The sequence below is a fragment of the Sulfuritortus calidifontis genome (genome assembly GCF_003967275.1).
In the GTDB taxonomy this organism is placed as follows: Bacteria; Pseudomonadota; Gammaproteobacteria; order Burkholderiales; family Thiobacillaceae; genus Sulfuritortus; species Sulfuritortus calidifontis.
Window position 1 is genome coordinate 1,199,627 of record NZ_AP018721.1, and the last position, 24,290, is coordinate 1,223,916.

Here is a 24,290-nt window from a genome sequence, read left to right on the forward strand (position 1 = left end):
GGCCTGAGATAGGGGCTTAAGCGACGACCTTGTAGCCACCGTCTTCGATCGCCTGGCGCATGGCGTCGACGTTGCCGCGGGTGGCGTCGTACTGAATCTCGACCCGGCCGCTGGCCACGTCGATCTCCACGTTCTGTACGCCATCAACGGCGCCGAGCAGGTTCTTCACGCTGTTCACGCAGCCCATGCAACTCATGCCGCTGACAATCAGGGTGATCGTGTTCATGGTCATGCCTTGTCGATGGTCCGGCTGTAGGCCAGCCCGCCATGGGACAGGCCGTCCGGGCCGTAGGTCGCGTTCTGCCGCGACATGGTTTGCAGGATGTCGATGGCCTTGTTGGTCTGGCGCAGCTGCTCGCGGATGAGGGCGCCGTTGCGCTGGTTCAGGTCGCGGGCCCGCTCGCTCAACTGGCCTATGAGTTGGCCATCCTTCAGCGCCGCCTGTTCGCCGCGTGCGGTCAGGGCGGCTTTCAAGTCGACCGGCAAGGCTTGCTTGAGGCCGAGGCTGCTGCGCAGATTCGACCACTGGTTGCCGAGCAGGCCGGCCAGGCGGTTTTTTTCTTCGATGATGCTGTTCAGGTCGTCGAGCGCCTTGGCCGTCAGGGCGGCGTGTTCGCGTTCGAGCAGGGTGACGAAAAGGCCGAGATGGGCGGCGAGGTCCTTGACCTGGTTGGCGATGGCCGACATCACTTGACTTGTTGCTTCAATCCCTCGACTACATTGTTCAGCAGCTTTTCGGCGATAGCATCCTCGTTGACGTCGAACTTGCCGTCGGCGATGGCCTGGCGGACCGTCTCGACCTTGCCCATGTCGATTTCCGGGATGCTGGCGAGCTGGCTCTCCAGTTGCTGCAAGCGGGTCGAGGTGCGGGTCAGGTCGATGCTGGCATCGGCCTTGGCGGGTTGGGCTGGGGTGCTGGGTGCGGTTTCCGGGCGACGCGCCTTGTTCTCTTCCGGGCGTAACTGGCCGACTTTGGCGAGGGTGCTATCGATTTTCATATCCGGACTCCCGACTGCTGGACTCATGTACCTTTACTCTACCTCATTATCGGCACAACTGCATGATTGGTTTAGGGTTTGATCTGGAGCACACCCGACTCGGTGGCTGTGCCCTGCACGATGCGGCCGCTGGGCACCTTGCAGCGGACCAGGTCGCCGACGTTGGCATTGGATAGGGCGGTGCATTCCTGGCTGATGCTGAAGTCGGGGTGTTGGACCACGATGCGGACCTTCTGGCCGGCCTTGATGGCCATGGGCTTGGCCAGCAGGGCGTAAGTCAGGGGCTGGCCGGCCTTGAGCGGCTGCTTGGCCAGCATTCCGACCGCCTGCGGGGGCTGGCGCAGATACTGGCCAGGCGCGACGGCCAGTTCGATCTCACGGTTTTCCACGTCACGCGCCTTCAGAATCTCCCTCGCCGCGATCGGCCGGGTGGTCACCAGCACCGGGCCCCGGAGGTCGATGCGATAGCCCAGGTAAAGCGACCAGGCGTAGGGGCTCTCGCAGCGGACACCGAGGCTGCCCCCCCCCTGCAGCTCGGAACCCGGGGCCAGGGCGAACTGCATCTGCGTGCAGGCGGGAAAGCGCAGCCGGGGATCGGGTTGGCGCACGTTCGCCTTGGCCTTCAGTTCCGGATATTGCCGCTGGATCTCCGTCTCGAGATAACGCACCGCCGCCTGGGTCATGGCCTCCAGCGACTGGGCCGGCGGCTCGGCCGATGCGGGTGTGGCCAGGCAGCACAGGAGCAGCGCTTGGGTAGACCTACGTAGTAAAACCACCATATTGGGATCGAATGTATTCGGAATAGAATCAACGCCTCTAGGATACGGTGCCGTCCATGGAACATCCATCCCAACCAACCGACATTGCCCGCGAGGCGCTGAAATGGCTGTCGCAGCGCAAGCTGCCGCCGACGCCGGACAATTACCGCCGGGCCTATGCCGAGGTCTCGGGCGAGGAGGTGAAAGCCGCGCCCTGGCCGGAGGCGATCCGTTCCCTGCTTAGCCAGTGGGATATCCGCCATGTCGGGCTGTCGCAAAAGAAAAAGAAGGAGATGGTCGAGCGGGTGCTGATCAATTTCGGCAACCAGCCGAATGAATTGCACGAGAAGATCACCGCTTTGGTCCGGTCGTGGTCAGAATCGCCGGAGTCGCGCAAGGTATTGGAAGGTGAAGAGGGTGAGGTCCCGGCCGAGGCTGCCGAGGCGGAGGAGGAGAGGGCCGCTACGACCGAGGTCGCAGCGCCGGCCGGCCGCCCCCTGGCCGAATTGGGTCGCGCCTTTGCCGATAACGTCGAGCTGTTCATCGGTGGTTGCGAGGTCCTGTGGCCGGATCTCGCCCAGCGTGCCCGCTCGCTCGTGGCCGAGGTCGAGGCGGCGCAGTGGCAGCTGGCCGAGCGCCATATCGCCGACCTGGGCCATCTCTGGCGCGAGTTCATCGTCCGAGCCGAAGACAATGTCGAACTGCTCGAGGGCCTCAAACGCGTGGTCGCCTTGCTTTTCCGCAACGTCGGCGACATGTTCGCCGACGACCCTTGGGTGCAGAACCAGGTCACGGCCATCCACGCCATGGTCGGTGGCCAGCTCAATTACTACAGCTTGTTCGATGCCGAACGCACCCTGGAAGAGGTGGTCAACCGGCAGAAGGCCCTGCAGGACAACCTGCGAGAGGCGAAATCGCGCTTGAAGGGCCTGATCTCCACCTTCGTCGACCGGGTCGGCGAGCTGACCGATGCCACCGGCGAGCAGCAGGACCGCATCCAGGGCTATGCCGACCGGATCGCCGCCGCCGACGACCTGGCCGAGTTGAACGAGGTCATGGAGGGACTGACTGCCGAGATGGGCCGCATGCGCGACCAGATGCGGCAGACCCACGGCGAGCTGCTGGATGCCAGGCGGCAGGTGGAGCAGGCGGACGAACGGATACATGAGCTCGAACGGGAATTGCAGGAAGTCGCCAACCTGGTCCGGGAAGACCAGCTGACCGGCGCCCTCAACCGGCGCGGCATGGAGGAGGCGATGGCGCGGGAACTGGCCCGCGCCGAGCGCATGGCCGCGCCCTTGTCGCTGGCCCTGCTCGACATCGACCACTTCAAGAAGATCAACGACAGCTACGGCCACCAGGCCGGCGACCAGGCCCTGGTCCATCTGTCCAAGGTGACCCGGCAGCTGCTGCGGCCGTCCGACTCGCTGGGCCGCTGGGGCGGCGAGGAATTCCTGATCATGCTGCCCAATACCGACCTGGCCGAGGCGGAGAAGGTGATGCAGCGGCTGCAGCGCGAGCTGACCAAGACCTTCTTCCTGCATGACAACCAGCGCATCCTGATCACCTTCAGCGCCGGAGTCGCCCAGCGCCAGGCTGGCGAAGAACGCGACCTCTGGATTCGGCGGGCCGACCAAGCCATGTACCAAGCCAAGGCCAAGGGGCGGAATCGGGTCGAACGCGGTTAGCCGGCAAGAATTGCCGCCGGTGGCCAGCCCGCTTGCCGCCCCGCGGCCTGTCGGTTAGTCGACAAAAACAGCCGAACCCAATAAATACAAACACATAGGCTGTATTTTTTGTTCTTGGCACGAGGTTTGCTAATTAGAAGCGCGAAAGGAACCGCGCCATGCTTGGAAAACTCGACCGAGAACTTGCCTTTGTACAGAACGCCTTGGACCTGCGGGCCCGGCGGCAGGAGCTCTTGGCAGCCAACATCGCCAATGCCGATACGCCGAACTACAAGGCACGCGACATCGATTTCCAGTCCGCCTTGCGCTCGGCCATGGGTGCCGCCGGCGGTCCGCTGGCCCTGAGCCGGACCGCCGCCGGCCATATCGACAAGTCCGCCGGCAGCGTAGGCGGCCTGGCCGAGGCCAAGTACCGCACCGTCCTGCAGCCCAGCCTCGACGGCAACACGGTGGACACCGACATCGAGCGCGGCCACTTCGCCGAGAACGCCATCCACTACCAGTTCCTGCTGGAACGTGCCCGCGGTACCTTCCGCACCATTTCCTCCGCGCTGGAGAGCCGCTGATGTCCATGCTGAACGTCTTCCAGATCGCCGCCTCGGCCCTCACTGCCCAGTCCATGCGGCTGAACGCCGTGGCCAGCAACCTGGCCAACGTCGATTCCGCCCATTCCTCGACTGGCGAAGGCTACAAGGCCAAGCAGGTCGTATTCGAGGCGGTGCCGGTGGCCGTCGGTGCCGGCTACGCCCAGGGCGTGCGGGTGAAGGAGGTGGTCGAGGACAAGGCGCCCGCCCGGCAGGTCTACGACCCGACCCATCCCCTGGCCGATGCCAAGGGCTATGTGTCCTACCCCAATGTCGATGCGGTGGAGGAGATGGTCAACATGATCTCCGCCTCGCGTTCCTACCAGACCAACGCCGAGATGATGTCCACGGCGAAAGAATTGACCCAGCGCACCTTGGCGCTGCTGCAAAGCTAAGGGGGATTGAGCCATGGCTGTGACCAACACCCAGACCAGCTACGCCAGCCTGATCGATTCGATCAACGGCCAGACCACGAAGAAGGCGACCGCCAATCAGGTCACCGACATGCAGGACAGGTTCCTCAAGCTGCTGACCACGCAGCTGCAGAACCAGGATCCGATGAACCCCATGGAGAACGCCGAGCTGACCTCGCAGCTGGCGCAGATGTCGACGGTGGAGGGCATCACCAAGCTGAACACCAGCCTGGACAGCCTGCTTGCCGGCTACCAGGCCAGCCAGACCATGCAGGCCGCCGCGCTGATCGGCCGCACCGTGCTGACCGAGGGCGACACCATCGACCTCAATGGCGGCCTGGGGGCCGCCGCCTTCGAACTGAAGTCGGGTGCCGACAAGGTCGTGGTCAAGATCCAGGACAGCAACGGCATCGAGCTGCGCTCCCTGGCGCTGGGCCAGCAGGATGCGGGCATGGTCAAGTTCGGTTGGGATGGCCTGGACAACAACGGCCAGGCAGTGGCTGACGGCAACTACTGGTTCGTGGTCGAGGCCGAGCGCGCCGGCAACTTCGTCGACGCCACGCCGCTGGCCCTGACCGGCGTGCGCAGCGTGGTGCTGAGCAACGGCAAGGTCGAGCTGGATACGGCGAGCCTGGGTATCCGCCAGCTCGACCAAGTACGGCAGATTTTCTAAGGAGAACGTAGATGAGCTTCCAGCAGGGTTTGAGCGGTCTGGCCGGTGCCACCAAGAACCTGGATGTGATCGGCAACAATATCGCCAACGTCGCCACGGCCGGCTTCAAGCAGAGCCGGGCCGAGTTCGCCGACGTCTACGCCAGCTCGCTCTACGGTGCCGGCGGCATCCAGGTCGGTATCGGCACCCAGGTGCTGAACGTCGCCCAGCAGTTCACCCAGGGCAACATCTCGCTCACCAACAACCCGCTCGACGTGGCGATCAACGGCGACGGCTTCTTCCGCCTGAACGACCGGGGCGCCGTCACCTACAGCCGCAACGGCCAGTTCCATCTGGACAAGGATGGCTACCTGATCACCAACACCGGTCTCAACGTCATGGGCTACACCGACCTGACCCTGGATGTGAACAATAACGTCATCGGCGCTGCCAACCTGGGCAACATCCAGATCGACTTGAACGACCTGCAGCCGCAGGCGACCAGCTCCATGGATCTGGTGCTGAACCTGGATGCCGGGGTTTCACTCAAGACCATCGCCGGCTTCGACCCGAATACGGCGAGCACCTACAACTTCTCCAGTACCTTCACCATCTATGACAGCCTGGGCGTCGATCACCAACTGACCCTTTACTACCTCAACACCGCCGATACGGCGACCACCAGCACCTGGTCGGTGTACGCCTATGTCAATGGCAGCCAGCTCGACTTGGGTGCTGCGGGTGCCCCCGTTTATCACGACCTGGTGTTCGACAACACGGGCACCCTGACGCCGGCTACCGCCACGACCAGCAACCAGCCCTTTGCTGTCGCCCCGGCCCAGGATTTGGCGATTGCCTTCGACTTCACCGGCACCACCCAGTACGCCGGCGATTCCGGCGTGACCGCGGTGTCGCAGGATGGCTATGCCCGCGGCCGGGTGATCGGTGTCACCATCGACGAGAACGGCATCGTCAACGGCCGTTACACCAACGGCCTGACCCGGCCGTTGCAGCAACTGGTGCTGGCCAACTTCCGCAACCCCAATGCCCTGGTGCCGCTGGGCAACAACCAGTGGGCGGCGATCAGCGAGACCGGCAGCGAGGTGCTGAACACCCCGGGTGTGGGTATCGCCGGCGCGGTTCAGGCCGGTGCCACCGAGGATGCCAACGTCGACCTCACCGGCGAGCTGGTCAACCTTATCGTGGCGCAGCGTCTCTACCAGGCCAACGCCCAGACCATCCGGGCGCAGGACCAGATCCTGCAGACCTTGGTCAACCTGAGATAAGGCAGCAGTAGACCACCCTTCCGGGTGAAGCGCCGGGCAGAAGCCCGGCATAGGTCGAACAGGAGTGACGATGGACCGAGTGATCTACCTCGCCATGACCGGCGCCAAGCAGGTGACCCTGCAGCACGCCGCCACGGCGCACAACCTGGCCAACGTCTCGACCCACGGCTACAAGGCGCAGAGCAACGTGTTCCGCGCCTTGCCCGTGGTAGGCGAGGGGGAGAAGACCCGCGCCTTCGTCGCGGACACCAGTCCCAGCACCGATTTCAGCGCTGGCGGCATCCAGCAGACCGGCCGGACGATGGACATCGCCGTGCGCGGCCCCGGCTGGATCGCGGTGCAGGGGCCGGATGGCCAGGAGGCCTACACCCGCGCCGGCCAGCTCGAGCTGAGCCCCGATGGCGTGCTGCAAACGGCCAGTGGTCTCAATGTGCTGGGCGACGGCGGCCCGATCACGGTGCCGGCCGACCAGGAAATCGCCATCGGCAAGGATGGCACCATCTCCACCTTTATTCCGGGTCAGGCGGCCGTGGCCGAGGCCGGCAGGATCAAGCTGGTCAACCCGCCGGCAGCAGACCTGTTGCGCGGCGAGGACGGTCTGTTCCGCCTGCGCGGGGGCGGCGTGGCACCGGCCGATGCCAATGTCGGCCTCGCCACCGGCGCCCTGGAGATGAGCAACGTCAACCCAAGCAAGGCGCTGGTCAACATGATCGAGCTGTCGCGCCAGTTCGAGTTGCAAATGCGCGTGCTGCGCACCGCTGAAGATAACGATCGCAGCGCCACCAAACTGCTGAGCCTGTCTGCCTGAGGATCTGAATCATGATGCGTTCCCTCCACATTGCCCGCACCGGCATGGATGCCCAGCAGACACAGCTGGACGTCATCTCCAACAATTTGGCCAACGTTGCCACCAGCGGTTTCAAGAAGAGCCGCGCCATCTTCGAGGACCTGCTCTACCAGGTCATCCGCCAGCCCGGCGCGCAGTCGACCCAGCAGACCCAACTGCCCAGCGGCCTGCAAATCGGCCTAGGCGTGCAAACCGTGGCCACCGAACGCCTGTTTGCCCAAGGCAACCTGCAGGCCACCGGCAACCCCTTCGATATGGCGATCAACGGCAAGGGCTTTTTCCAGGTGCTGATGCCGGACGGCACTACTGCCTACACCCGCGACGGCTCGTTCCAGATCGACAGCCAGGGCACCTTGGTCACTGCCAGCGGTTATCCGGTGCAGCCCAACATCACCTTCCCGGCCGACATGGTCACCGTCACCATCGGCCGCGACGGCACGGTATCGGTGGTCCAGGCCGGCAGCAACACCCCGAACAACATCGGTCAGCTGCAACTGGCCAGCTTCATCAACCCGGCCGGCCTGCAGAGCCTGGGCGAGAACCTGTTTGCCGAAACTGCGGCCTCGGGCGCGCCACAGCCCAACATCCCGGGCACCAACGGCCTCGGACTGCTCAACCAGGCCATGATCGAGACTTCCAACGTCAACGTGGCGGAGGAACTGGTCAACATGATCGTGTCGCAGCGGGCCTACGAGTTGAACTCGCGGGCGATATCAACCTCGGACCAGATGCTGCAACGGCTGACCCAGCTGTAATCGCACGGCATCACTGTTTTCAAGGCCGGGGCGGCCAAGCTGACCCGGCCTTGATTTCGTGGCAGCGGCAAAACTTGCCGCCCCGCCGGCAGCCTCTGCCATCCCAGACCCCGGTCGCAAGCTAACCCCCCATCTACCAAGCCTTTTCGATACTGGCACGGTCTTTGCTCTATCTGGGGCAGGCCTATGTAGTTCAGTACCTAGAAAGGGAAATGAGGGGCATGAACATGAAACCTGGCATCCGATCCGCCCTGCTGGCAGCCGCAGCCTTGCTGGCTGGCTGCAACACCGTGCCCTCGACCAACATCAAGCAGCCCTTGACCGCGCCGCCGCCGGCGAAATCGACGGTGATCGAGAACAACGGCTCCATCTTCCAGCCCGGTCGCGGCCTGGCCCTGTTCGAGGATCGGCGTGCCCGTCACGTCGGCGACACCCTCACCGTGAACCTGGTGGAAAAAACCTCCGCCACCCGCAAGTCGGAGACCGCCGAAGACCGCAGCGCCTCGGCCGACATCAACGTGCCGGTCCCTCGTGTGTTCAACAAGACGCCGCAGGTCCTCGGCGTGGGCGCGACAACCTGGAACCCGAGCTCGCAGACCAACCAGGCGTTCAAGGACAACGACAGCAACAGCAACAGCTTCAGCGGCGCCATCACCGTCACCGTGATCGAGGTGCTGCCCAATGGCAACCTGCGCGTTTCGGGCGAGAAGCAGCTCGCGGTCAACAACGACACCGACTACATCCGGCTCACCGGTGTGGTCAATCCGGCCTATCTGAGCTCGACCAACAGCATCAACTCGACCCAACTGGCCGATGCCCAGATCGAGTCGAAGAACTCGCAGGGCCTGGATCAGGCGCAGCTGGCCAGCATGTTTGCCCGCTTCTTCCTCACCCTGGTCCCCTTCTGAGGAGCGCATCATGGCCCGAACTCTCCTGCTCGCCCTCGTACTCGGTCTCTTCGCCTCCGGCGTTCAGGCCGAGCGGATCAAGGACATCGCCAGCGTTGCCGGCGTGCGCCAGAACCAGCTGGTCGGCTACGGCCTGGTGGTTGGCCTCGATGGCACCGGTGACCAGACCACCTCGACCCCGTTCACCATCCAGAGTCTGATGTCCATGCTCGGCCAACTGGGGGTCAACGTCCCGGCGGGTACCAGCCAGCAGCTGAAGAACGTCGCCGCGGTCATGGTCACCGCGACCCTGCCACCCTTCGCCAAGCCCGGCCAGACCCTGGACGTCACCGTCTCCTCCATGGGCAACGCCAAGAGCCTGCGCGGCGGTACCCTGTTGATGACCCCGCTCAAGGGCGCCGACGGCCAGATCTACGCCATCGCCCAGGGCAACATGCTGGTCGGCGGCGCCGGTGCCGCTGCCGGCGGCAGCAGCCAGCAGATCAACCACCTCTTGTCCGGCCGCATCCCGGCCGGTGCCACGGTCGAGCGGGCGGTGCAGACCGCGCTGGGCCAGGGCGAGTTCATCACCCTGGAGCTGCGCGAGACCGATTTCACCACGGCCAGCCGGGTGACCGAGGCCCTGGACCGCGCCTTCGGCCGCGGCAGCGCCCAGGCCCTGGACGGCCGCATGATCCAGGTGCGCGCCCCGGCCGACATCAACAAGCGGGTCGCCTTCCTGTCGCAGCTGGAGAACATCCAGCTCAACCCGGGCCAGGCCTCGCCCAAGGTCATCATCAACGCCCGTACCGGCTCGGTGGTGATGAACCAGCTGGTGGCCCTGGAAAAATGTGCGGTGGCCCACGGCAACCTCGCAGTCACCATCACCGCCGAGCCCCAGGTCAGCCAGCCCGGCGCGCTGTCCGGCGGCCAGACCGTGGTCACCCAGAAGGCCGACATCCAGATCACCAAGGACAAGGGCGAACTGGTGGTGATGCCGGCCGCCGCCACCCTGGGCGATGTGGTCAAGGCACTCAACGCCGTCGGCGCCACCCCGCAGGACCTGCTCGCCATCCTGCAGGCGATGAAGGCGGCCGGGGCCTTGAAGGCCGAGCTGGAGATCATCTGATGCTGCCGACCACGCCCGCGCTCGCCGATCGCCTGGCCGTCGACGTCAACAGCGCCGCCGCCCTGCGAGCCAAGGCGCGCGCCGGCGACGATGCGGCCTTGCGCGCGGCGACCAAGGAATTCGAGTCGATGATGGTCAACATCATGCTCAAGACCATGCGCGAAACGCGGTTCATCGACAAGGATGCCGACCCCTTCGGCAGCCAGACCGTTCAGCTCTACCGCGAGCTGCTCGACCAGCAGTGGGCGCGCAAGATCGGCGACGGCAGGGGTCTGGGCTTTGCCGACATGATGTACAAGCAGCTCAAGGCGCAGGGAGAGTTGGCCGTGCAGTACGCGAACGGCCAGGCCGTCCAGCCGCCGGCCGGCGGCATCCCGGTGGCCAATCCAATACCCCTCTCCCTCCGGGAGAGGGGTAGGGGTGAGGGCAGTGGTGCGCAAGAGAGCATGGCAGCCGATTTGCCTGCTGGCCAGGCCATTCCCTCGCCCCCGTCCCCTCTCCCGGGAGAGGGGGGAGAAACGGCCCGCCAGGCCTTTCTCGATCGCCTGCACCCCCATGCCGAGGCCGCCGCGGCCAGGCTCGGCGTGCCGGCCGAATACATCCTGGCCCATGCCGCCCTCGAATCCGGCTGGGGCAAGCGCGAGATCACCCGGCCCGATGGCCGCCCCAGCCACAACCTGTTCGGCATCAAGGCCGGTGGCCGCTGGACGGGTGAAGCGGCCGAGGTCACCACCACCGAGTACCGCTACGGCCTGCCGGTCAAGCAGGTCGAGCGCTTCCGCGCCTACAGCAGCTACGCCGAGGCCTTCGACGACTACGCCGGCCTGATGCAGGGCCGCTATGCCGGCGCTCTGGGCGGCGATGCCAAGGCCTTCGCCGAGGGGCTGCAGCAGGGGGGCTATGCCACCGACCCCCGCTACGGCGCGAAGCTGCAGCAACTGATTTCGCAACTGGCATAGGTGCCGGATTGAACAACCACCGACATGGCAGGGATGACACATGGCGATAGGCTTGATTAACACTGCACTCACCGCCCTGGACGCGGCCCGCGCCGGCCTGCAGAACGCGCAGAACAACATTGCCAACGTCAACACCGTGGGTTACCACCGTCGCGAGGTGGTCTACGGCACCAACACGCCGGCCTTCAACGGCAGCGGCTTCCTCGGCGCCGGCGTCCACGTCGAGACCGTGCGCGGCATCTACAACCAGTTCCTGGAATCGGAGGTGCTGGCCACCCAGTCCCTGGCCGAGCGTTACGGCAACTATGCGATCCATGCCGGCACGATGGACAAGATGCTGGGCGACACCAACTCCGGCCTGAGCGGCACCATCCAGAACTTCTTCGCCGCGGCGAACGAGGTGGCCAACGCGCCGACCTCCACCGCCGCCCGGCAGTCGCTGATCTCCGCCGGCAACAGCCTGGTCAACCGGTTCAATGCCGTCGAGGACTACTTGGCTTCGGTGCGGGCCAACATCAACGCCGAAGTGAGGGCGACGGTCGAAGAGATCAATCGCCTGGCCGGCCAGATTGCCACGATCAACAAGCAGATCACCGCCTTCCAGGCCTCCAGCCAGCAGCCGGCAAACGACCTGATGGATACCCGGTCGCGCCTGCTGGAGGACATGAGCAAGCTGATCAACATCACCGTGCTCGATGAGAACGGCCAGAGCAGCGTGTTCATCGGCAATGGCCAGGCCCTGGTGCTCGGCTCGACCGCCACCACCCTGACCACCACTCCCAATGCGAGCGACCCGGAGAACCTGCTGCCGGCCATCCAATCGGGCGCGACCACTCTGCCGGGCATGGACACCAGCGTGATCACCGGCGGCGCCCTGGGCGGCCTGCTGGCCTTCCGCGAGGAGGTGCTGAAGCCGACCCAGACCGCAGTAGACCGTCTGGCCTATGTCATGGCCACCGAGATCAACGAGATTCACAACGACGGTGCCGACCTCAACGGCAACGTCAACCAGAACTTCTTCTCGGTGACGCCGACCCAGCAGGCGCTGAATCTCGGCAGCACCGCAGCCAGCATCACCGTGACCATCCCGCCGGCCAATGCCAACCTGCTGACCGACAGCGACTACATCCTGAGCTATGACGGCGCCAACTATACCCTTACCCGGCTGTCGGACGGCATGAGCGCCACCGGCACCCTGGCCGCGGTGACCACCTTCGGCAGCACCAGCCAGGGCTTCACCCTGGCCGTCGGTGCCGGCGTGCCGGCCGCGGGCGAGAGCTGGCTGATCCGGCCCACCCACGACAGCGCACGCAGTCTGGCCATGGCCATCACGCAGCCCAGCCAGGTGGCGGCAGCACAGCCGGCGCCGACCTCGATCGTGGCGATCGGCAACGCCAGCAGCGCTACCGTCAGCGCGCCTACCTTCGCCGGCCCGCCCTACAACGCGGCCTTGCTGCACAGCGTTCGCATTGTCTTCACCGCGCCGGCCACTTACGACGTGATCGACGACACCACGGGCACCACCCTGGCTGCCGGCCAGGCCTACGCCTCCGGCAACAACATCAGCTACAACGGCTGGACCGTGCAGATCACCGACGGCGCCACCGCGCCGGCGCCGCCGCAGGTGGGCGACACCTACAGTGTCAAGTTCCAGGCCACCGGCGACAACACCATCGGCCTGCAGTTGGCCGCGGCCCAGTCGAACAGCGCCAATGTCGAGGGCGGCTTCACCTTCAGCAGCGCCTACAACAAGCTGGTCAACTATGTGGCCAGCCAGGCCAGCGATGCCAAGCTGTCGTCGGAGACCAACAAGACCCTGCTCAACGATGTGAAGACCCAGCGCGACAGCATTTCCGGGGTCAATCTGGACGAAGAGGCGGCCAAGCTGATCCAGTTCCAACAGGCCTATCAGGCGGCGGCGAAGAGCATCCAGACTTCGAACAGCCTGTTTGACGAATTGCTCAATGTCGTGCGCTGAGGAGGTGAATGATGCGTATCGGTAGCCTGTCTTTCTACGAATCCAGCATCCTCTCGATGGGGCAGCAGCAGGCGGACATAGCCAAGATCAACCAGAAGATCGCCAGCGGCAAGAAGATGCTGCAACCATCGGATGCCCCTGTGGCCGCCAGTCAGGCCCTGCGCCTGTCCGACAGCGCGGCGGCGCGCAGCCAGTATGTCGAGAACCAACTCAAGGCCGAACTGGCCCTGAAGTTCGAGAGCGTCACCGTCGCCGAGATTCGCCGTGCCCTGACCGATGCCCGCGCCACCATCGTGTCGATTGTGGCCAACCAAGACCAGAACCTGCTCTACCAGGCCGCCGGCCAGCTCAAGGCGGCCTTCGACCGGCTCTATTCCCTGGCCAACACCCAGGACTCCGACGGCAACTACATCTTCGCCGGCGACAACGCCAAGGTGCAGCCCTATGTCACCGTGGTGCCTACACCGGCCGCTGGTGCCGCGCCGCCGCCGCCGACGCCGTTTCCGGCCAGCTACACCCAGGTGGTGAAGTACCAGGGTGCCACCTCGGGTGAGAACTTCATCGAGATCGAGCCCGGCCACCAAGTCCAGGTCAGCGACCTGGGGCCCGGCGTGTTCGGCAACATCTTCGAGACCTTGTATAACCTCAAGCAGATGGTCGACGTGGCCGGCAGCGACCCGGAGACCGATCCGAACTTTGCCGGCGACGTCGGCGACGCCTTCACCCTGTCGCAGGCCGATGTCGATACCGCCCTGGCCAACCTCGACACCGTGCTGAACCAGGTGGGCGTGGTGGAGAACCGGATCGTCGGCGCCCAACTCGACGTCGGCACCGCGCAGAAGACGACCAAGGCCTATCTCAATCTCGACCTGGACGTGCTGTCCAACCTGAACCAGCTCGACCAGGCCGAGGCCATCGTCGAGCTGCAAAGCCGGCAGACCGCGCTGGAGGCAGCGCAGCGGGCCTTCGTTCGTACCACCGGTTCCAATCTGTTCGATTACCTCTAATATTGAGTGGAAATTCAAGAACTTGAATTTCCACTCAATAACGCGCCGAGGTTTGATTGTTATTGATCCGAAACCTGACGCGGTTTCCGGGCTGATCAGGGTTGATGGCGCTGGATGCCTTTTGCAAGTTCAGAGGTTTCGGATCAATAACTAGATCAGAGACCGGTCTCGCTCCGGACCTTGACGCCTGAGTCGTTCGCGGCTCAGGCGATTTCTTTTATGAAGCCGCGCAGCAAGGCCAGGCGCGCTTCCAGCGTGCCGGACGCCTTTTCCAGCCGGATCCGGTCCTGGCCGGCCAGCTTGTATTCGCGCTTGGTCTGGATCAACTTGATCAGTTTCATCGGGTCGATCGGCGGATCCGGCACGAACTGGATGCTGATTGCCTCCGGCCCGGCGTCGAGCTTGCGGATGCCGTAGGGCAGGGTCTCCAGCCGCAGCCGGTGGGTTTCCATCAGCGCCTGGGCCGGTTCCGGCAGCAGGCCGAAGCGGTCGATCAGCTCCTCTTGCAGGGTGTCGAGTTCCTCGGCGTTGGCGCAGTTGGCCAGACGCTTGTACAGCACCAGCCGCTCGTGCACGTCGGCGCAGTAATGCTCGGGCAGCAGGGCGGGGATGTGCAGGTTGATCTCGGCCGTGGCCGCCAGCGGCGCCGTCATGTCCGGCTCCTTGCCCGATTTCAGCGACTTCACCGCCTGGTTGAGCATGTCGTTGAACAGCGAGAAGCCCACCTCCTGCATCTCGCCGCTCTGTTCCTCGCCCAGCACCTCGCCGGCACCGCGGATCTCCAGGTCGTGCATGGCCAGATAAAAACCCGAGCCCAGCTCCTCCATGGACTGGATCGCCTCCAGCCGCTTGCGCGCGGCCGGCGTGATCGCCGCCTTGTCGCCGGTGCCGCTGCCGGGCGGCGTTAGCAGATAGGCGTAGGCCTGGTGGTGCGAGCGACCGACCCGGCCGCGCAGCTGGTGCAGCTGGGCCAGGCCGAATTTGTCGGCCCGGTTGATCAAAATGGTGTTGGCGCTCGGCACGTTGATGCCGGTCTCGATGATGGTGGTGCACAAGAGCAGGTTGAAGCGCTGGTGGTAGAAGTCGCGCATCACGTGCTCCAGCTCGCGCTCCGGCATCTGGCCATGGGCGATCTCGATGCGCGCCTCGGGCAGCAGCCTGGCCAGTTTGTCGCGCATGGCGGCGATGGTCTCCACCTCGTTGTGCAGAAAGTAGATCTGGCCGCCGCGCTTGAGCTCGCGCAGCGCCGCCTCGCGGATCAGGCCGTCGCTAAAGGGCTGCACGAAGGTCTTGATCGCCAGCCGCTTCTGCGGCGCGGTGGCGATGACCGAGAAGTCGCGGATGCCTTCGAGCGACATGGCCAGGGTACGCGGGATCGGCGTCGCGGTCAGGGTGAGCACGTCCACCTCGGCGCGCAGGGCCTTGAGCCGCTCCTTCTGGCGCACGCCGAAGCGGTGTTCCTCGTCGATGATGACCAGGCCCAGGTTCTTGAACTTCACCTCCTCCGACAGCAGCTTGTGGGTACCGATCACGATGTCGATGCGGCCCGCGGCAAGGCCCGCCAAGGCGGCGTTCACCTCCTTGGCCGAGCGGAAGCGCGACAGCTCGGCCAGCTTCACCGGGAAATCGGCGAAGCGGTCGGCGAAGGTCTGGAAGTGCTGCTCGGCCAAGAGGGTGGTGGGACAGAGCACCGCGACCTGGGCGCCATCGGCCACGGCGACGAAGGCGGCGCGCAGCGCGACCTCGGTCTTGCCGAAGCCGACATCGCCGCAGACCAGGCGGTCCATGGGCTTGCCCGAGCGCATGTCCGCGATCACCGCCTCGATGGCGGCCAGCTGGTCCGGCGTCTCCTCGAAGCCGAAACCCTCGGCGAAGGCGTCGAGGTCGTGGGCCTTGACCTGGAAGGCGCGGCCCTGGCGCGCCGCGCGCTGGGCATAGAGGTTCAGGAGCTCGGCCGCCGTGTCGCGCGCCTTCTCCATGGCGCGGCGCTTGGCCTTCTCCCACTGGCCGCTGCCCAGCTTGTGCAGCGGCGCGCTGTCCGGGTCGCCGCCCATGTAGCGCGCGATCAGCTGCAACTGCGCCACCGGCACGTAGAGCTTGTCGCCGCCGGCGTATTCCAGGGTGAGGAACTCGGTCTCGCCGTCGCCGTAGTCCATGCTGGTCAGGCCCAGATAGCGGCCGATGCCGTGCTCGACATGGACCACCGGGTCGCCGATCTTGAGCTCGGACAGGTCGCGCAACAGCCCCTCGACCTGGGTCGGCTTGGCCTGACGTTGGCGCCGGGCCACAGGGCTGCGGGCGTAGAGCTCGGTTTCGGTGAGGACGGTGAGCTGGCGCGGGCCCTCGCTCCAACTCTCCCCCGCTTGTGGGGAAGAGGGACGCGGCTGGTGCTGCGTGCCGTTGAGTTCGACGACGAAGCCGGCGGCGAGCGGGCCGGTGGTCAGCCAAAAACTCCCCCCCTCCGGTCCCCCCCACTGGGTGGGGGGGAGGTTGCGTGTTCCCTCCCCACTTGTGGGGAGGGTTGGGGTGGGGATGAACCAGCCCTCCATCAACTCCGGCTTCAGCCCGTATTCGGTGAGGGCGTTGAGCATGGTCTCGCGCCGACCCAGGCTCTCGGCCACCAGCAGGGTGGCGCCGCTATAACTGGCCAGATGCGCCTTCAGCCGCTGGAACGGGTCTTCGGCCCGGCGTTCCACCTCCACCGCCGGCGCGGCGGCGTAGGGCAGTACGTGTTCCGACTCGAAGCGGCCGCCGATCTCCAGCCGCGCGAAAGGGCGCATGGTGCCGAAGAAAACGTCCGGCGCCAGGAACAGCGCCTCGGGCGGCAAGAGCGGTCGGTGCTTGTCGCCCTGGAGCAGGCGGTGGCGGCTCTGGGTGTCGCGCCAGAAGTTCTCCACCGCGGCCTGGATGTCGCCGTGCAAGACCAACGCGGTGCCGCCCGGCAGGTAGTCGAACAGGGTGGCGGTGTCGTCGAAGAACAACGGCAGGTAATACTCCACCCCGCCCGGCGCCAGGGCGTTGGAGACGTCCTTGTAGACCTGGCTCTTGGACGGGTCGCCCTCGAACCGGTCGCGGAAGCTCTGGCGGAAGTGGGTGATGCCGGCCTCGTCCAGCGGAAACTCGCGCGCCGGCAGCAGGCGGATCTCGTTCAGCTTGTACAGGGTGCGCTGGCTGTCCGGGTCGAAGGTGCGGATCGACTCCACCTCCTGGTCGAACAGGTCCAGGCGGAAGGGCAGCTGCGTCCCCATGGGGAAGATGTCGATCAGGCCGCCGCGCACCGCGAACTCGCCCGGCGACAGCACCTGGTTCACGTGGCTGTAGCCCGCCTGGGTCAGCCTGGCGCGCAGGGCCTCGACGTCCACCTTGTCGCCCTGCTTGAGCAGAAAGGCGTGGGCGGCCAGGAAGGCGGGCGGCGCCAGCCTTTGCGTTGCCGTCGCCGCCGGGGCGACCAGCACGTCGAGTTTGCCCTCGCTCGCCTGCCACAGCGCGGCCAGGCGTTCCGACACCAGGTCGGGGTGGGGCGAGATCGGGTCGTAGGGCAGGGTCTCCCAGTCGGGAAACAGGCTTACCGCCAGTTGCGGCGCGAACCAGGCGATCTCCTCGGCCAGGCGGGCGGCGTCCTGCGCGGTCTCGGTCAGCACCAACAGGCGCGCTTGGCCGGCATAACCGGCCAGCACCAGGGCATCGGCCGAGCCGGGCAGGCGTGGCAGCTTCAGCCTTTGGCCGGCGGGAGGGAGCGGGGGCAGAGCGGACATCGAATGTGATTCAGCAAAAGAAAAGCCGCAGCCGAGCGCTAGCGCGGCCGCAACGAAAATTGGGATTATCTCAGATTGGGGAGGCTGGCCCTATGGGCAGAGACTGGAGTGGTGCTCGGCTTCCTCGATCGGCACCAGCGCGGCCAAGGCCGATGCGCTTTCCCAGGCCAGCAGGGCGCGTTTGCGCACGGCCCCCCAGCGGTAGTTGCCGACGATGCCGGTTTCCCGGATCACCCGATGGCAGGGGATGAGGAAGGCGAGGGGATTCTGCGCGACCGCGTTGCCTACGCCGCGAGCCGCGCGGGGCTGGCCGATGGCGGCGGCCAGCCGGCCATAACTGATCAGCTTGCCGGGCGGCACCGCCAGCAAGGCGCGCCAGACTCGAACCTGAAATGCCGTGCCCCGGACGAAAGCCCGCAATGGCGGCAGGGCCGTGCTTGCGGGCGGGCGCAGGAAGATGCTCTCCGCCAGGCGCGTCGCGGCCAGGTCGTCGCGCTGCAGCCGGGCCCTTGGCCAGCTTGCTTGCAGGCCGGCTAAGGCCGTGGCCCTGTCTTCCGGCTCGACGAAGGCAAAATGGCAAATGCCGCGCGGGCTCTCGGCCACCAGGCAGCTGCCGAACGGGCTCTCGGCGAAGCCGGCGCGGAGAATCCAGCCCTCGCCGCCGGACTTCAGTTCGCCCGGGGTGGCGGCCTCGATATTGACGCAGAGGTCATGCAGCCGGCCCGGCCCGGACAGGCCGCAGGCAAGGGCGGCGTCCAGCACGCTGTCGCCCCGACGCAGCAGGGCCTGGGCATGTTCGAGGGTGAGGCATTGCAGGAAATCCTTGGGCGTGATGCCTGCCCAGGCCCTGAACAGACGGTGGAAATGAAAGGGGCTGAGGCCGGCGGCTTCGGCCAGTGTGGCCAAGTCCGGCTGTTCGGTCCGGTGCCGATCCAGATAGCGGATGACCCGGGCAACGCGGTCGTAGTCGTTCATGTGGCCACTCTGCCATGGCGGCGGGTTTGCACCCACCCGATTCTTGCGCTGGCTTAATCGATGGCAGCCATACCGAACAACCAGCCATGGACCTGCAGCAGAACCGCATAAGCAGCGAGGCCCAGCGCCGGCCGCCACCAGCCGATGCCGGCCCAGTCGATCCGGGTGCGGCCTTGCAGCACAGCGAGAAAGGGCAGGCGCGACGTCCGTCCGGCCAGGGTCTGCCAGGTCGCGCCCAAGGCCACGCTGCGCTTGTGGTCGATGGCGGCCATGCCGCCGAAGGAGAGCACCGCCATGCCGCCGAACAGGATCAACGAGGCGGCATCGCCATTGGCCAGCAGATGGACCAGAGACCACAGGCCCACCCCCCAGAGAAAGGGGTGGCGGGTGACGGTGACGATGCCGGCCACTGCCTGTTCCGAGCCGACCAGGCGCTCGCCGCCGACGGCGGTGGGGTTGCGCGAGAGCAGTCCGGCCACCACCAGGATCATGGCCAGCGGCATGACCGCCAAGGCCAGATAGCGGCCGAACGGTTCCAGGTCCCACAGCGTCAGGCTGGGCGCCTGACCATAGGCAGTCACCGCCCAGACCAAAAAGGCCAGAGAGAGGGTCGAATAGATGGCCTGGAACGGTTTCTCGCCCAAGCGCGCGATCAAGGCGCTACGCAGCGGCGGATACGACAGCAGAAAATGCCCGCCGACGAAGCCGAGCATGGCCAGGGCAAGCGGTAACAGATGGGTCTCCGGCATGAATCCTCCCCCCTTTGTTAATGGTTGAATGCATTTTTTTGATAAAAAACTGCCCGGATGCAGGCTGAACTGCCATCCGGGCATTGCACACTCGAAGATCACGATCGAGGCCAGGTCGAATCAGCGGCCGCGTTGGCCACCCGGGCCCATACCGCCACCGCCGGGCCCCATGCCACCACCGCCCGGGCCCATGCCCGGCCCCATGCCGCCACCGGGGCCCATGCCGCCGCCCCGGGCGGGCGGTTCATCCGGCAGGGTCTTGCCCTGGGCCTTGGCCCGCGCCTTCATGGCCTCGTGGTGCTCGGCGCGAATCTTCTCGCGCTCCTCAACGGTCTTGGCCGCGCGCATCTTGTTCCGGTATTCCAGCCGCTCCTGCTGGGTCATGAGCTGGCTGCCGTAAATCACTTCCTCGTCGGCCGCCAGGGAGGGGCCGGCGGCCAGCATCAGGCCGAGCAGCAGGCCGGACAGCATCAATGGTCGTTTCATGGTGGACTCCTTGAATTGGGGGTTGGATGGAAAGCACCGAAACCACTGCAACCCGTTCAGCGGTTGCGTCTACTTACTTAATGTAGACCGCAAAACCCTATCGGGAATTCATTCATATAAATGAGAAAAGTAGGGTTATTGGCTTTTCAAGGCATCGCCGCGCTCGCTGCCGGCGAGAAAGTCACGGATGCGCTCGAATCGGGCGCGGTGGATGGCGTAATCCGTGTCCATAAACGGATGGGCATAGTCCGGCTGCAGTTCGATCCGGCCGCCCCGCGCCCGGGCCAGGTCGATCAGTGCCTGCGACATGCGCAGCGGCACCACGCTGTCGCGGCCGCCGGCCACGAACAGGAAGCGGCGGGCATCCTGGGGCAGATTCACTATCGGGTCGTAGCGCTCGGGGCAGCCGAAGCTGGAGAGCCGGGCCGGGGTCGAATCGATCACCGCGCGGTCGAAGGCGATGCCGCTGCCCACCACGTTGAGCAGCACGATGCCGCCGAAGGAAATGCCGTAGAGATGATGCGGGCCGGCGCTGGCGGCGCGGATGCGTTCGGCCAGTTCCCGGTAGTCGCTGACCATGGCCTTGAGCCGGCGCCGGCCTTCCGACTGGCCATAGCCGCGATAGTCGAAGACATAGACCTCCAGCCCGGCTTGCGCCAGCAGGGCCAACTCCGGCAGCACCTGGTCGGCCAGCATGGCATTGCCCTGCGCCACCAGTACCGTGCCGCGGGTCTCGGCCAACAGGGACTTGAGCCGGTAGCCCCGCAGCAGCCGGCCGTCCTGCGTCTTGTGCTCCAGCGCCTCCGCGTTGGGGATGCGCTTGGCCGCCGCCGGATCCGGCTTGCCGGCCAGCCGGCTCCAGGTCCAGAAGACGAAGGGCTCCTTGAGCGCGCCGCAGACGGTCTCTTCAAGGGTGTCGGGTTCGGCGGCCATGACATTTCCATGGGGCGTCATGAGAAGGAATGCAGCGAGTAAAGGGCGATTGAACGGTTTGCCGATTGTCATTCGCCTCCTCCTGGTAGCCAAGCTACTAAGTGGCCTGCAACAGGAATTCCACCTTCACCGCCTCATAGGGAAAGACGATGCGGCCGTCTTCCGTGCGGTCGAGCAGCCCGGCATTGAGCAGCGCGGTGACATCGCCATGCACGGCCTTCACGTCGCGGCCGGCGCGGCGGGCCGCTTCGCGAATGGACACCGGCCCGGCCCCGCACAACAGCTTGAGCAGTTGCCAGCGCTTTTCGGTCAGCGCCTTCCAAAGCAGCTCGGGGCTGGCGAAACTGATACGGGCGGACTTCTGCGGTTTTCCCGTCTTCCAGGCCTGGGCGAAATCCGCCATCGCATCGGCGGGCGCGCGTACATCAAGCGTTACGGTTTTCATGGTTCCACCTCGCGATATCCTGCTGAAAATCGGCAAGCAATTGATCCGGCGTCGTGAACAGGTAAGGGTGTTCCTTGCCCTTGAAGTGCCGGTGGTCGCCCTTGCCGGCCTCGTTGTCGTAGCGCAGCACGCATTCCCCGTTCACGACGTACGCCAGCCTGTACTTGTAGCCATGCAGCGAGCCCGCCAGCGGCTTCGGCAGTTGCCACAGCACCAGTTCGGCGAAGGCCGATTCGGCATAGACGATGCGGGTGCGGATCTGATACCAGAGTGATCCCTACTTTGCCTGATTCATCACCTTCAACCGCTGACACAAACTGCCGATGATCCGCCGCGAGAACGGCGCCGAGTAGCGCATGAGTTCTTCCAGCAGTTGCGGCGGCAGGGCGAGGACGGTGATGTCGGTTTCGGCCACCACGGTGGCGCTGCGCGGCTCGCCCAAGAGGTAGGCCATTTCGCCGAACAGCTCGCCCTGTTCGATGTGGCCGAGCGGGCTGCCGTGGGGACCATCCTTGTACAGCGCGACCCGGCCGCTGTAGAGGTAGTAGCTCAGGTTGCCGGTTTCGCCTTGGTGGATGAGCACGCTGCCGGCGGGCAGGCTTTGGCCGTATTTGTCGAGCAGGCGGTTGATGCCGCTGAAGGCCAGGTTTTCCAGGCGGTTGGCGCCCTGGCCCTCGCTGCCTAGGAACAGGCGTTCCAGCGCGGCGACGTCGACCTTGGTCACGGCGTAGAGGCATTGGGCCCAGGCGAAGAAGGTGACGCTGATGAAGTAGATGCCGATCAGCACGAACACCACGCCGGCGAGCGCGCCGTAGAGGGCGCGGTATTTCTCGGCGCTAAAGAAGTGGCCGAAGCCGGTGGCCAGGATGACCAGGCTGAGCGCGGCCAGGGCGCTGACCCAGAGGGTGGCCCGCAGGGGCGGTGGCTTCAAAGGCAGGCGCCAGAAGGCGAAGAAGGTGAGGGCCCAGACGGTGAGCAGGCTGAGCAGGCTGCTGGCCGCCTCCAGCGCGCCGGCCCGGGCGCTGCCCAGGAGCGAGGGCTGGGCCAGGAATTCGAGCACGCCGCGGGCGGCGACGCCGAGCAGGATGAGCAGGAAGGCGAGCGGCACGATAAGCAGGGGGATCGCCCAGGACACCACGAAGCGGCGCTTGCTGTCGGCCGGGAAGATCACCCGGAAGGCGCTTTGCAGGGCGTTGAGCAGCCCGCGCGAGGCCAGCACCAGGGTGAGCAGGCCGACGCCGCCGGCGGCGAGCTTGGTCTTGGCCGGGATGATGCCGAACTGGCGCAGGGTGTCGAGGTGGAACTGATCGTAGACGGCGGCGAGCAGGATGGTGCCGGGCACCGAGCCTGCGGCCCAGCGCTCCAGCAGGTTGGTGGCGTAGAGGGTGAGCATGACCAGGGGCGCGGCCGAAAGCAGGAAATAGAGCGAGACCGCCGCCGCGTGGTTGAACAGCTCGTTTTTGCTGAACAAGCGCCAGGTGGTCCAGGCGGTCTGCATCAGCCAGTCGAGCCGGTTGCGGCGTGGGGTGGGGGTTTTTGCCTCTGCCATGGGCCTCAAGCTAGCCGAAAGTGGGGGAAATGGGCAAGAAAGGTAAAATGGCGGTTTTTCGGGCGGTGCCGGGCCGTTGCCTAAAAGCTCCCCACCCCCCCCTCCCCGCAAGCGGGGAGGGGCGCGCCTCCCCCATTTATGGGGGAGGTTGGGAGGGGGAGTTGCAGCACGGGTTTCAGCCACACCCGATTTCGTCGAACAACCTAGGAAGCTTCTATGTCGCTGATTCGCCCCTTTCCCGCCCTGCGTCCCGCCCCCGGCCGCGCCCAGGATGTGATCGCCCCGCCCTACGATGTGCTCAACACCGAGGAGGCGCGCCTGTTGGCCGAGGGCCGGCCCTGGAGCTTCCTGCACATCTCCAAGCCCGAGATCGATCTGCCGCCCGAGACCGATCCCTATGCGCCGGCGGTCTACGCCAAGGCGGCGGAGAACCTGAAGAAGATGCTGGACGCCGGCGTGCTCAAGCAGGACGACCAGGCCTGCTACTACGCCTATCGCATCATCATGAAGGATCACGTGCAGACCGGCCTGGTCGCCGCCGCCAGCGTGGCCGACTACGACACCAATCGCATCCGCAAACACGAGTTCACCCGGCCGGACAAGGAAGACGACCGCGTGCGTCAGATCGAGGCGCTCAATGCCCAGACCGGCCCGGTGCTGCTGGCCTACCCGAGCCAGCCCGAGGTCGACAGCATCATCGCCGCCGCCACCCAGGGCCACCCCGAGGCCGACGCCATGTCCGAGGCCGGCGTGCGCCACACCCTGTGGGTGATCCGCGAGGCCAAGGCGATTGCCCGGCTGACCGAGCTGTTCGATGCCATGCCAGCTCTCTACATCGCCGACGGCCACCACCGCTCGGCCGCGGCATCCCGCGTCTGCGCCGCGCGCAGGGCCGCCAACCCCAAGCACACCGGAGAGGAACCCTACAACTATTTCCTGTCGGTGATCTTCCCCCATCACCAGATGAAGATCCTGGACTACAACCGGGTGATCAAGGACCTGAACGGTCTGTCCGAGGCCGACTTCCTGGCCAGGGTGGCGGCGGGCTTCAGGGTCGAGGACGCCGCCGCGGCGGTGAAGCCGGTCCGGCCGGGTGAGTTCGGCCTGTATCTGGCCGGCAAGTGGCGCCGGCTCACGATCAAGTCCGAGCTGATCCCGGCCGACCCGGTGGGCCGCCTGGACGTGAGCCTGCTGCAGAACAACCTGATCGCGCCCATCCTCGGCATTGCCGACCCGCGCCGCGACAAGCGCATCGACTTCGTCGGCGGCATCCGCGGCCTGGCCGAGCTGGAGAAGCGGGTGGATTCGGGCGAGATGGCCCTGGCCTTTTCGCTCCACCCCACCGGCATGGAAGATTTGATGGCCGTGGCCGACGCGGGCGAGGTGATGCCGCCGAAATCGACCTGGTTCGAGCCCAAGCTGGCCGACGGCATGGCCTCGCACATGCTCTAATCGAG

25 protein-coding genes are annotated in these 24,290 nt (G+C 65.7%); 13 read left to right on the top strand and 12 right to left on the bottom strand.

What is annotated here, in order from left to right; translation table 11 throughout:
* Positions 1 to 16 precede the first annotated feature (16 nt).
* The 4 genes from EL388_RS06315 to flgA all read right to left on the bottom strand — a co-directional run bounded on the left by EL388_RS06315 (position 17) and on the right by flgA (position 1,777).
* Positions 17 to 226 (bottom strand): heavy-metal-associated domain-containing protein, encoded by a 210-nt coding sequence (locus EL388_RS06315; protein ID WP_126461223.1) that lies wholly within the window; start codon positions 224 to 226, stop codon positions 17 to 19.
* Positions 227 to 228: 2 nt separating this feature from the next.
* Positions 229 to 687: a flagella synthesis protein FlgN gene (locus EL388_RS06320; protein ID WP_126461226.1), complete on the bottom strand. Its 459-nt coding sequence runs from the start codon at positions 685 to 687 to the stop codon at positions 229 to 231.
* A complete protein-coding gene (gene flgM, locus EL388_RS06325; RefSeq protein ID WP_165919168.1) occupies positions 687 to 998 on the bottom strand; it encodes a flagellar biosynthesis anti-sigma factor FlgM in 312 nt (103 codons plus the stop codon). Before flgM ends, EL388_RS06320 begins: the two co-directional genes overlap by 1 nt.
* 71 nt (positions 999 to 1,069) lie before the next feature.
* Entirely contained in the window at positions 1,070 to 1,777 is a 708-nt protein-coding gene (flgA, locus tag EL388_RS06330) for a flagellar basal body P-ring formation chaperone FlgA (protein WP_165919167.1), read from the bottom strand.
* Positions 1,778 to 1,833: 56 nt separating this feature from the next.
* Between flgA and EL388_RS06335 the strand changes: the two genes are divergently transcribed.
* From EL388_RS06335 to EL388_RS06390, 12 genes are all read left to right on the top strand, one after another.
* Complete coding sequence (locus EL388_RS06335) at positions 1,834 to 3,444, top strand: GGDEF domain-containing protein (protein ID WP_126461235.1); 1,611 nt, start codon at positions 1,834 to 1,836, stop codon at positions 3,442 to 3,444.
* Between the two features lie 158 nt (positions 3,445 to 3,602).
* Entirely contained in the window at positions 3,603 to 4,010 is a 408-nt protein-coding gene (flgB, locus tag EL388_RS06340) for a flagellar basal body rod protein FlgB (RefSeq protein WP_126461238.1), read from the top strand.
* Entirely contained in the window at positions 4,010 to 4,423 is a 414-nt protein-coding gene (gene flgC / locus EL388_RS06345; protein ID WP_126461243.1) for a flagellar basal body rod protein FlgC, read from the top strand. The genes flgB and flgC overlap by 1 nt, the downstream gene beginning before the upstream one ends.
* 13 nt (positions 4,424 to 4,436) lie before the next feature.
* A complete protein-coding gene (locus EL388_RS06350; protein ID WP_126461245.1) occupies positions 4,437 to 5,114 on the top strand; it encodes a flagellar hook assembly protein FlgD in 678 nt (225 codons plus the stop codon).
* Positions 5,115 to 5,125: 11 nt separating this feature from the next.
* Complete coding sequence (gene flgE, locus EL388_RS06355; protein WP_126461248.1) at positions 5,126 to 6,379, top strand: flagellar hook protein FlgE; 1,254 nt, start codon at positions 5,126 to 5,128, stop codon at positions 6,377 to 6,379.
* 70 nt (positions 6,380 to 6,449) lie between these two features.
* Positions 6,450 to 7,187: a flagellar basal-body rod protein FlgF gene (gene flgF / locus EL388_RS06360; protein ID WP_126461249.1), complete on the top strand. Its 738-nt coding sequence runs from the start codon at positions 6,450 to 6,452 to the stop codon at positions 7,185 to 7,187.
* 11 nt (positions 7,188 to 7,198) lie between these two features.
* Positions 7,199 to 7,981, top strand: coding sequence for a flagellar basal-body rod protein FlgG (gene flgG, locus EL388_RS06365; RefSeq protein WP_126461252.1), 783 nt, complete (start codon positions 7,199 to 7,201; stop codon positions 7,979 to 7,981).
* Positions 7,982 to 8,208: 227 nt separating this feature from the next.
* Positions 8,209 to 8,889 (top strand): flagellar basal body L-ring protein FlgH, encoded by a 681-nt coding sequence (locus tag EL388_RS06370; protein ID WP_232019199.1) that lies wholly within the window; start codon positions 8,209 to 8,211, stop codon positions 8,887 to 8,889.
* Between the two features lie 10 nt (positions 8,890 to 8,899).
* The gene (locus EL388_RS06375) at positions 8,900 to 9,997 is read left to right on the top strand and encodes a flagellar basal body P-ring protein FlgI (protein WP_126461259.1); all 1,098 of its coding nucleotides are present in this window, start codon (positions 8,900 to 8,902) and stop codon (positions 9,995 to 9,997) included.
* Positions 9,997 to 10,956, top strand: coding sequence for a flagellar assembly peptidoglycan hydrolase FlgJ (gene flgJ, locus EL388_RS06380; protein ID WP_126461262.1), 960 nt, complete (start codon positions 9,997 to 9,999; stop codon positions 10,954 to 10,956). The genes EL388_RS06375 and flgJ overlap by 1 nt, the downstream gene beginning before the upstream one ends.
* 52 nt (positions 10,957 to 11,008) lie before the next feature.
* Positions 11,009 to 12,934 (top strand): flagellar hook-associated protein FlgK, encoded by a 1,926-nt coding sequence (gene flgK / locus EL388_RS06385; protein WP_165919166.1) that lies wholly within the window; start codon positions 11,009 to 11,011, stop codon positions 12,932 to 12,934.
* A gap of 8 nt (positions 12,935 to 12,942) precedes the next feature.
* Positions 12,943 to 13,941: a flagellin N-terminal helical domain-containing protein gene (locus EL388_RS06390; protein ID WP_126461267.1), complete on the top strand. Its 999-nt coding sequence runs from the start codon at positions 12,943 to 12,945 to the stop codon at positions 13,939 to 13,941.
* A gap of 203 nt (positions 13,942 to 14,144) precedes the next feature.
* On the opposite strand, the gene mfd is transcribed toward EL388_RS06390, so the two are convergent.
* From mfd to EL388_RS06430, 8 genes are all read right to left on the bottom strand, one after another.
* Positions 14,145 to 17,696, bottom strand: a complete 3,552-nt coding sequence (gene mfd, locus EL388_RS06395) for a transcription-repair coupling factor (RefSeq protein WP_126461270.1) — start codon at positions 17,694 to 17,696, stop codon at positions 14,145 to 14,147.
* Between the two features lie 90 nt (positions 17,697 to 17,786).
* Positions 17,787 to 18,671: a methylated-DNA--[protein]-cysteine S-methyltransferase gene (locus tag EL388_RS06400; protein WP_126461274.1), complete on the bottom strand. Its 885-nt coding sequence runs from the start codon at positions 18,669 to 18,671 to the stop codon at positions 17,787 to 17,789.
* Positions 18,672 to 18,724: 53 nt separating this feature from the next.
* Positions 18,725 to 19,420 (bottom strand): NnrU family protein, encoded by a 696-nt coding sequence (locus tag EL388_RS06405; protein WP_165919164.1) that lies wholly within the window; start codon positions 19,418 to 19,420, stop codon positions 18,725 to 18,727.
* Positions 19,421 to 19,540: 120 nt separating this feature from the next.
* Positions 19,541 to 19,906, bottom strand: a complete 366-nt coding sequence (locus tag EL388_RS13825) for a hypothetical protein (RefSeq protein WP_165919163.1) — start codon at positions 19,904 to 19,906, stop codon at positions 19,541 to 19,543.
* Positions 19,907 to 20,041: 135 nt separating this feature from the next.
* Complete coding sequence (locus EL388_RS06415) at positions 20,042 to 20,839, bottom strand: alpha/beta hydrolase (protein WP_165919162.1); 798 nt, start codon at positions 20,837 to 20,839, stop codon at positions 20,042 to 20,044.
* A gap of 97 nt (positions 20,840 to 20,936) precedes the next feature.
* The gene (locus EL388_RS06420) at positions 20,937 to 21,284 is read right to left on the bottom strand and encodes an HVO_A0114 family putative DNA-binding protein (RefSeq protein ID WP_126461286.1); all 348 of its coding nucleotides are present in this window, start codon (positions 21,282 to 21,284) and stop codon (positions 20,937 to 20,939) included.
* Positions 21,265 to 21,543, bottom strand: a complete 279-nt coding sequence (locus EL388_RS06425) for a toxin-antitoxin system TumE family protein (protein ID WP_126461289.1) — start codon at positions 21,541 to 21,543, stop codon at positions 21,265 to 21,267. The genes EL388_RS06420 and EL388_RS06425 overlap by 20 nt, the downstream gene beginning before the upstream one ends.
* An 18-nt stretch (positions 21,544 to 21,561) precedes the next feature.
* Positions 21,562 to 22,833, bottom strand: coding sequence for a YhjD/YihY/BrkB family envelope integrity protein (locus tag EL388_RS06430; RefSeq protein ID WP_126461292.1), 1,272 nt, complete (start codon positions 22,831 to 22,833; stop codon positions 21,562 to 21,564).
* 216 nt (positions 22,834 to 23,049) lie between these two features.
* On the opposite strand from EL388_RS06430, the gene EL388_RS06435 reads away from it, so the two are divergent.
* Entirely contained in the window at positions 23,050 to 24,285 is a 1,236-nt protein-coding gene (locus EL388_RS06435; RefSeq protein ID WP_126461295.1) for a DUF1015 domain-containing protein, read from the top strand.
* Positions 24,286 to 24,290: the final 5 nt, after the last annotated feature.

Bases quoted from the DNA above. Each gene is read 5' to 3' on its own strand.
- flgC (WP_126461243.1), top strand. From the start codon at position 4,010: ATGTCCATGCTGAACGTCTTCCAGATCGCCGCCTCGGCCCTCACTGCC.
- EL388_RS06320 (WP_126461226.1), bottom strand. From the start codon at position 687: ATGTCGGCCATCGCCAACCAGGTCAAGGACCTCGCCGCCCATCTCGGC.
- flgG (WP_126461252.1), top strand. From the start codon at position 7,199: ATGATGCGTTCCCTCCACATTGCCCGCACCGGCATGGATGCCCAGCAG.
- EL388_RS06350 (WP_126461245.1), top strand. From the start codon at position 4,437: ATGGCTGTGACCAACACCCAGACCAGCTACGCCAGCCTGATCGATTCG.
- EL388_RS06315 (WP_126461223.1), bottom strand. From the start codon at position 226: ATGAACACGATCACCCTGATTGTCAGCGGCATGAGTTGCATGGGCTGC.
- EL388_RS06335 (WP_126461235.1), top strand. From the start codon at position 1,834: ATGGAACATCCATCCCAACCAACCGACATTGCCCGCGAGGCGCTGAAA.
- flgE (WP_126461248.1), top strand. From the start codon at position 5,126: ATGAGCTTCCAGCAGGGTTTGAGCGGTCTGGCCGGTGCCACCAAGAAC.
- EL388_RS06405 (WP_165919164.1), bottom strand. From the start codon at position 19,420: ATGCCGGAGACCCATCTGTTACCGCTTGCCCTGGCCATGCTCGGCTTC.
- EL388_RS06370 (WP_232019199.1), top strand. From the start codon at position 8,209: ATGAAACCTGGCATCCGATCCGCCCTGCTGGCAGCCGCAGCCTTGCTG.
- EL388_RS06435 (WP_126461295.1), top strand. From the start codon at position 23,050: ATGTCGCTGATTCGCCCCTTTCCCGCCCTGCGTCCCGCCCCCGGCCGC.
- EL388_RS06375 (WP_126461259.1), top strand. From the start codon at position 8,900: ATGGCCCGAACTCTCCTGCTCGCCCTCGTACTCGGTCTCTTCGCCTCC.
- mfd (WP_126461270.1), bottom strand. From the start codon at position 17,696: ATGTCCGCTCTGCCCCCGCTCCCTCCCGCCGGCCAAAGGCTGAAGCTG.
- EL388_RS06390 (WP_126461267.1), top strand. From the start codon at position 12,943: ATGATGCGTATCGGTAGCCTGTCTTTCTACGAATCCAGCATCCTCTCG.
- flgB (WP_126461238.1), top strand. From the start codon at position 3,603: ATGCTTGGAAAACTCGACCGAGAACTTGCCTTTGTACAGAACGCCTTG.
- EL388_RS13825 (WP_165919163.1), bottom strand. From the start codon at position 19,906: ATGAAACGACCATTGATGCTGTCCGGCCTGCTGCTCGGCCTGATGCTG.
- flgJ (WP_126461262.1), top strand. From the start codon at position 9,997: ATGCTGCCGACCACGCCCGCGCTCGCCGATCGCCTGGCCGTCGACGTC.
- EL388_RS06420 (WP_126461286.1), bottom strand. From the start codon at position 21,284: ATGAAAACCGTAACGCTTGATGTACGCGCGCCCGCCGATGCGATGGCG.
- flgA (WP_165919167.1), bottom strand. From the start codon at position 1,777: ATGGTGGTTTTACTACGTAGGTCTACCCAAGCGCTGCTCCTGTGCTGC.
- EL388_RS06415 (WP_165919162.1), bottom strand. From the start codon at position 20,839: ATGGCCGCCGAACCCGACACCCTTGAAGAGACCGTCTGCGGCGCGCTC.
- flgM (WP_165919168.1), bottom strand. From the start codon at position 998: ATGAAAATCGATAGCACCCTCGCCAAAGTCGGCCAGTTACGCCCGGAA.
- EL388_RS06430 (WP_126461292.1), bottom strand. From the start codon at position 22,833: ATGGCAGAGGCAAAAACCCCCACCCCACGCCGCAACCGGCTCGACTGG.
- flgF (WP_126461249.1), top strand. From the start codon at position 6,450: ATGGACCGAGTGATCTACCTCGCCATGACCGGCGCCAAGCAGGTGACC.
- EL388_RS06400 (WP_126461274.1), bottom strand. From the start codon at position 18,671: ATGAACGACTACGACCGCGTTGCCCGGGTCATCCGCTATCTGGATCGG.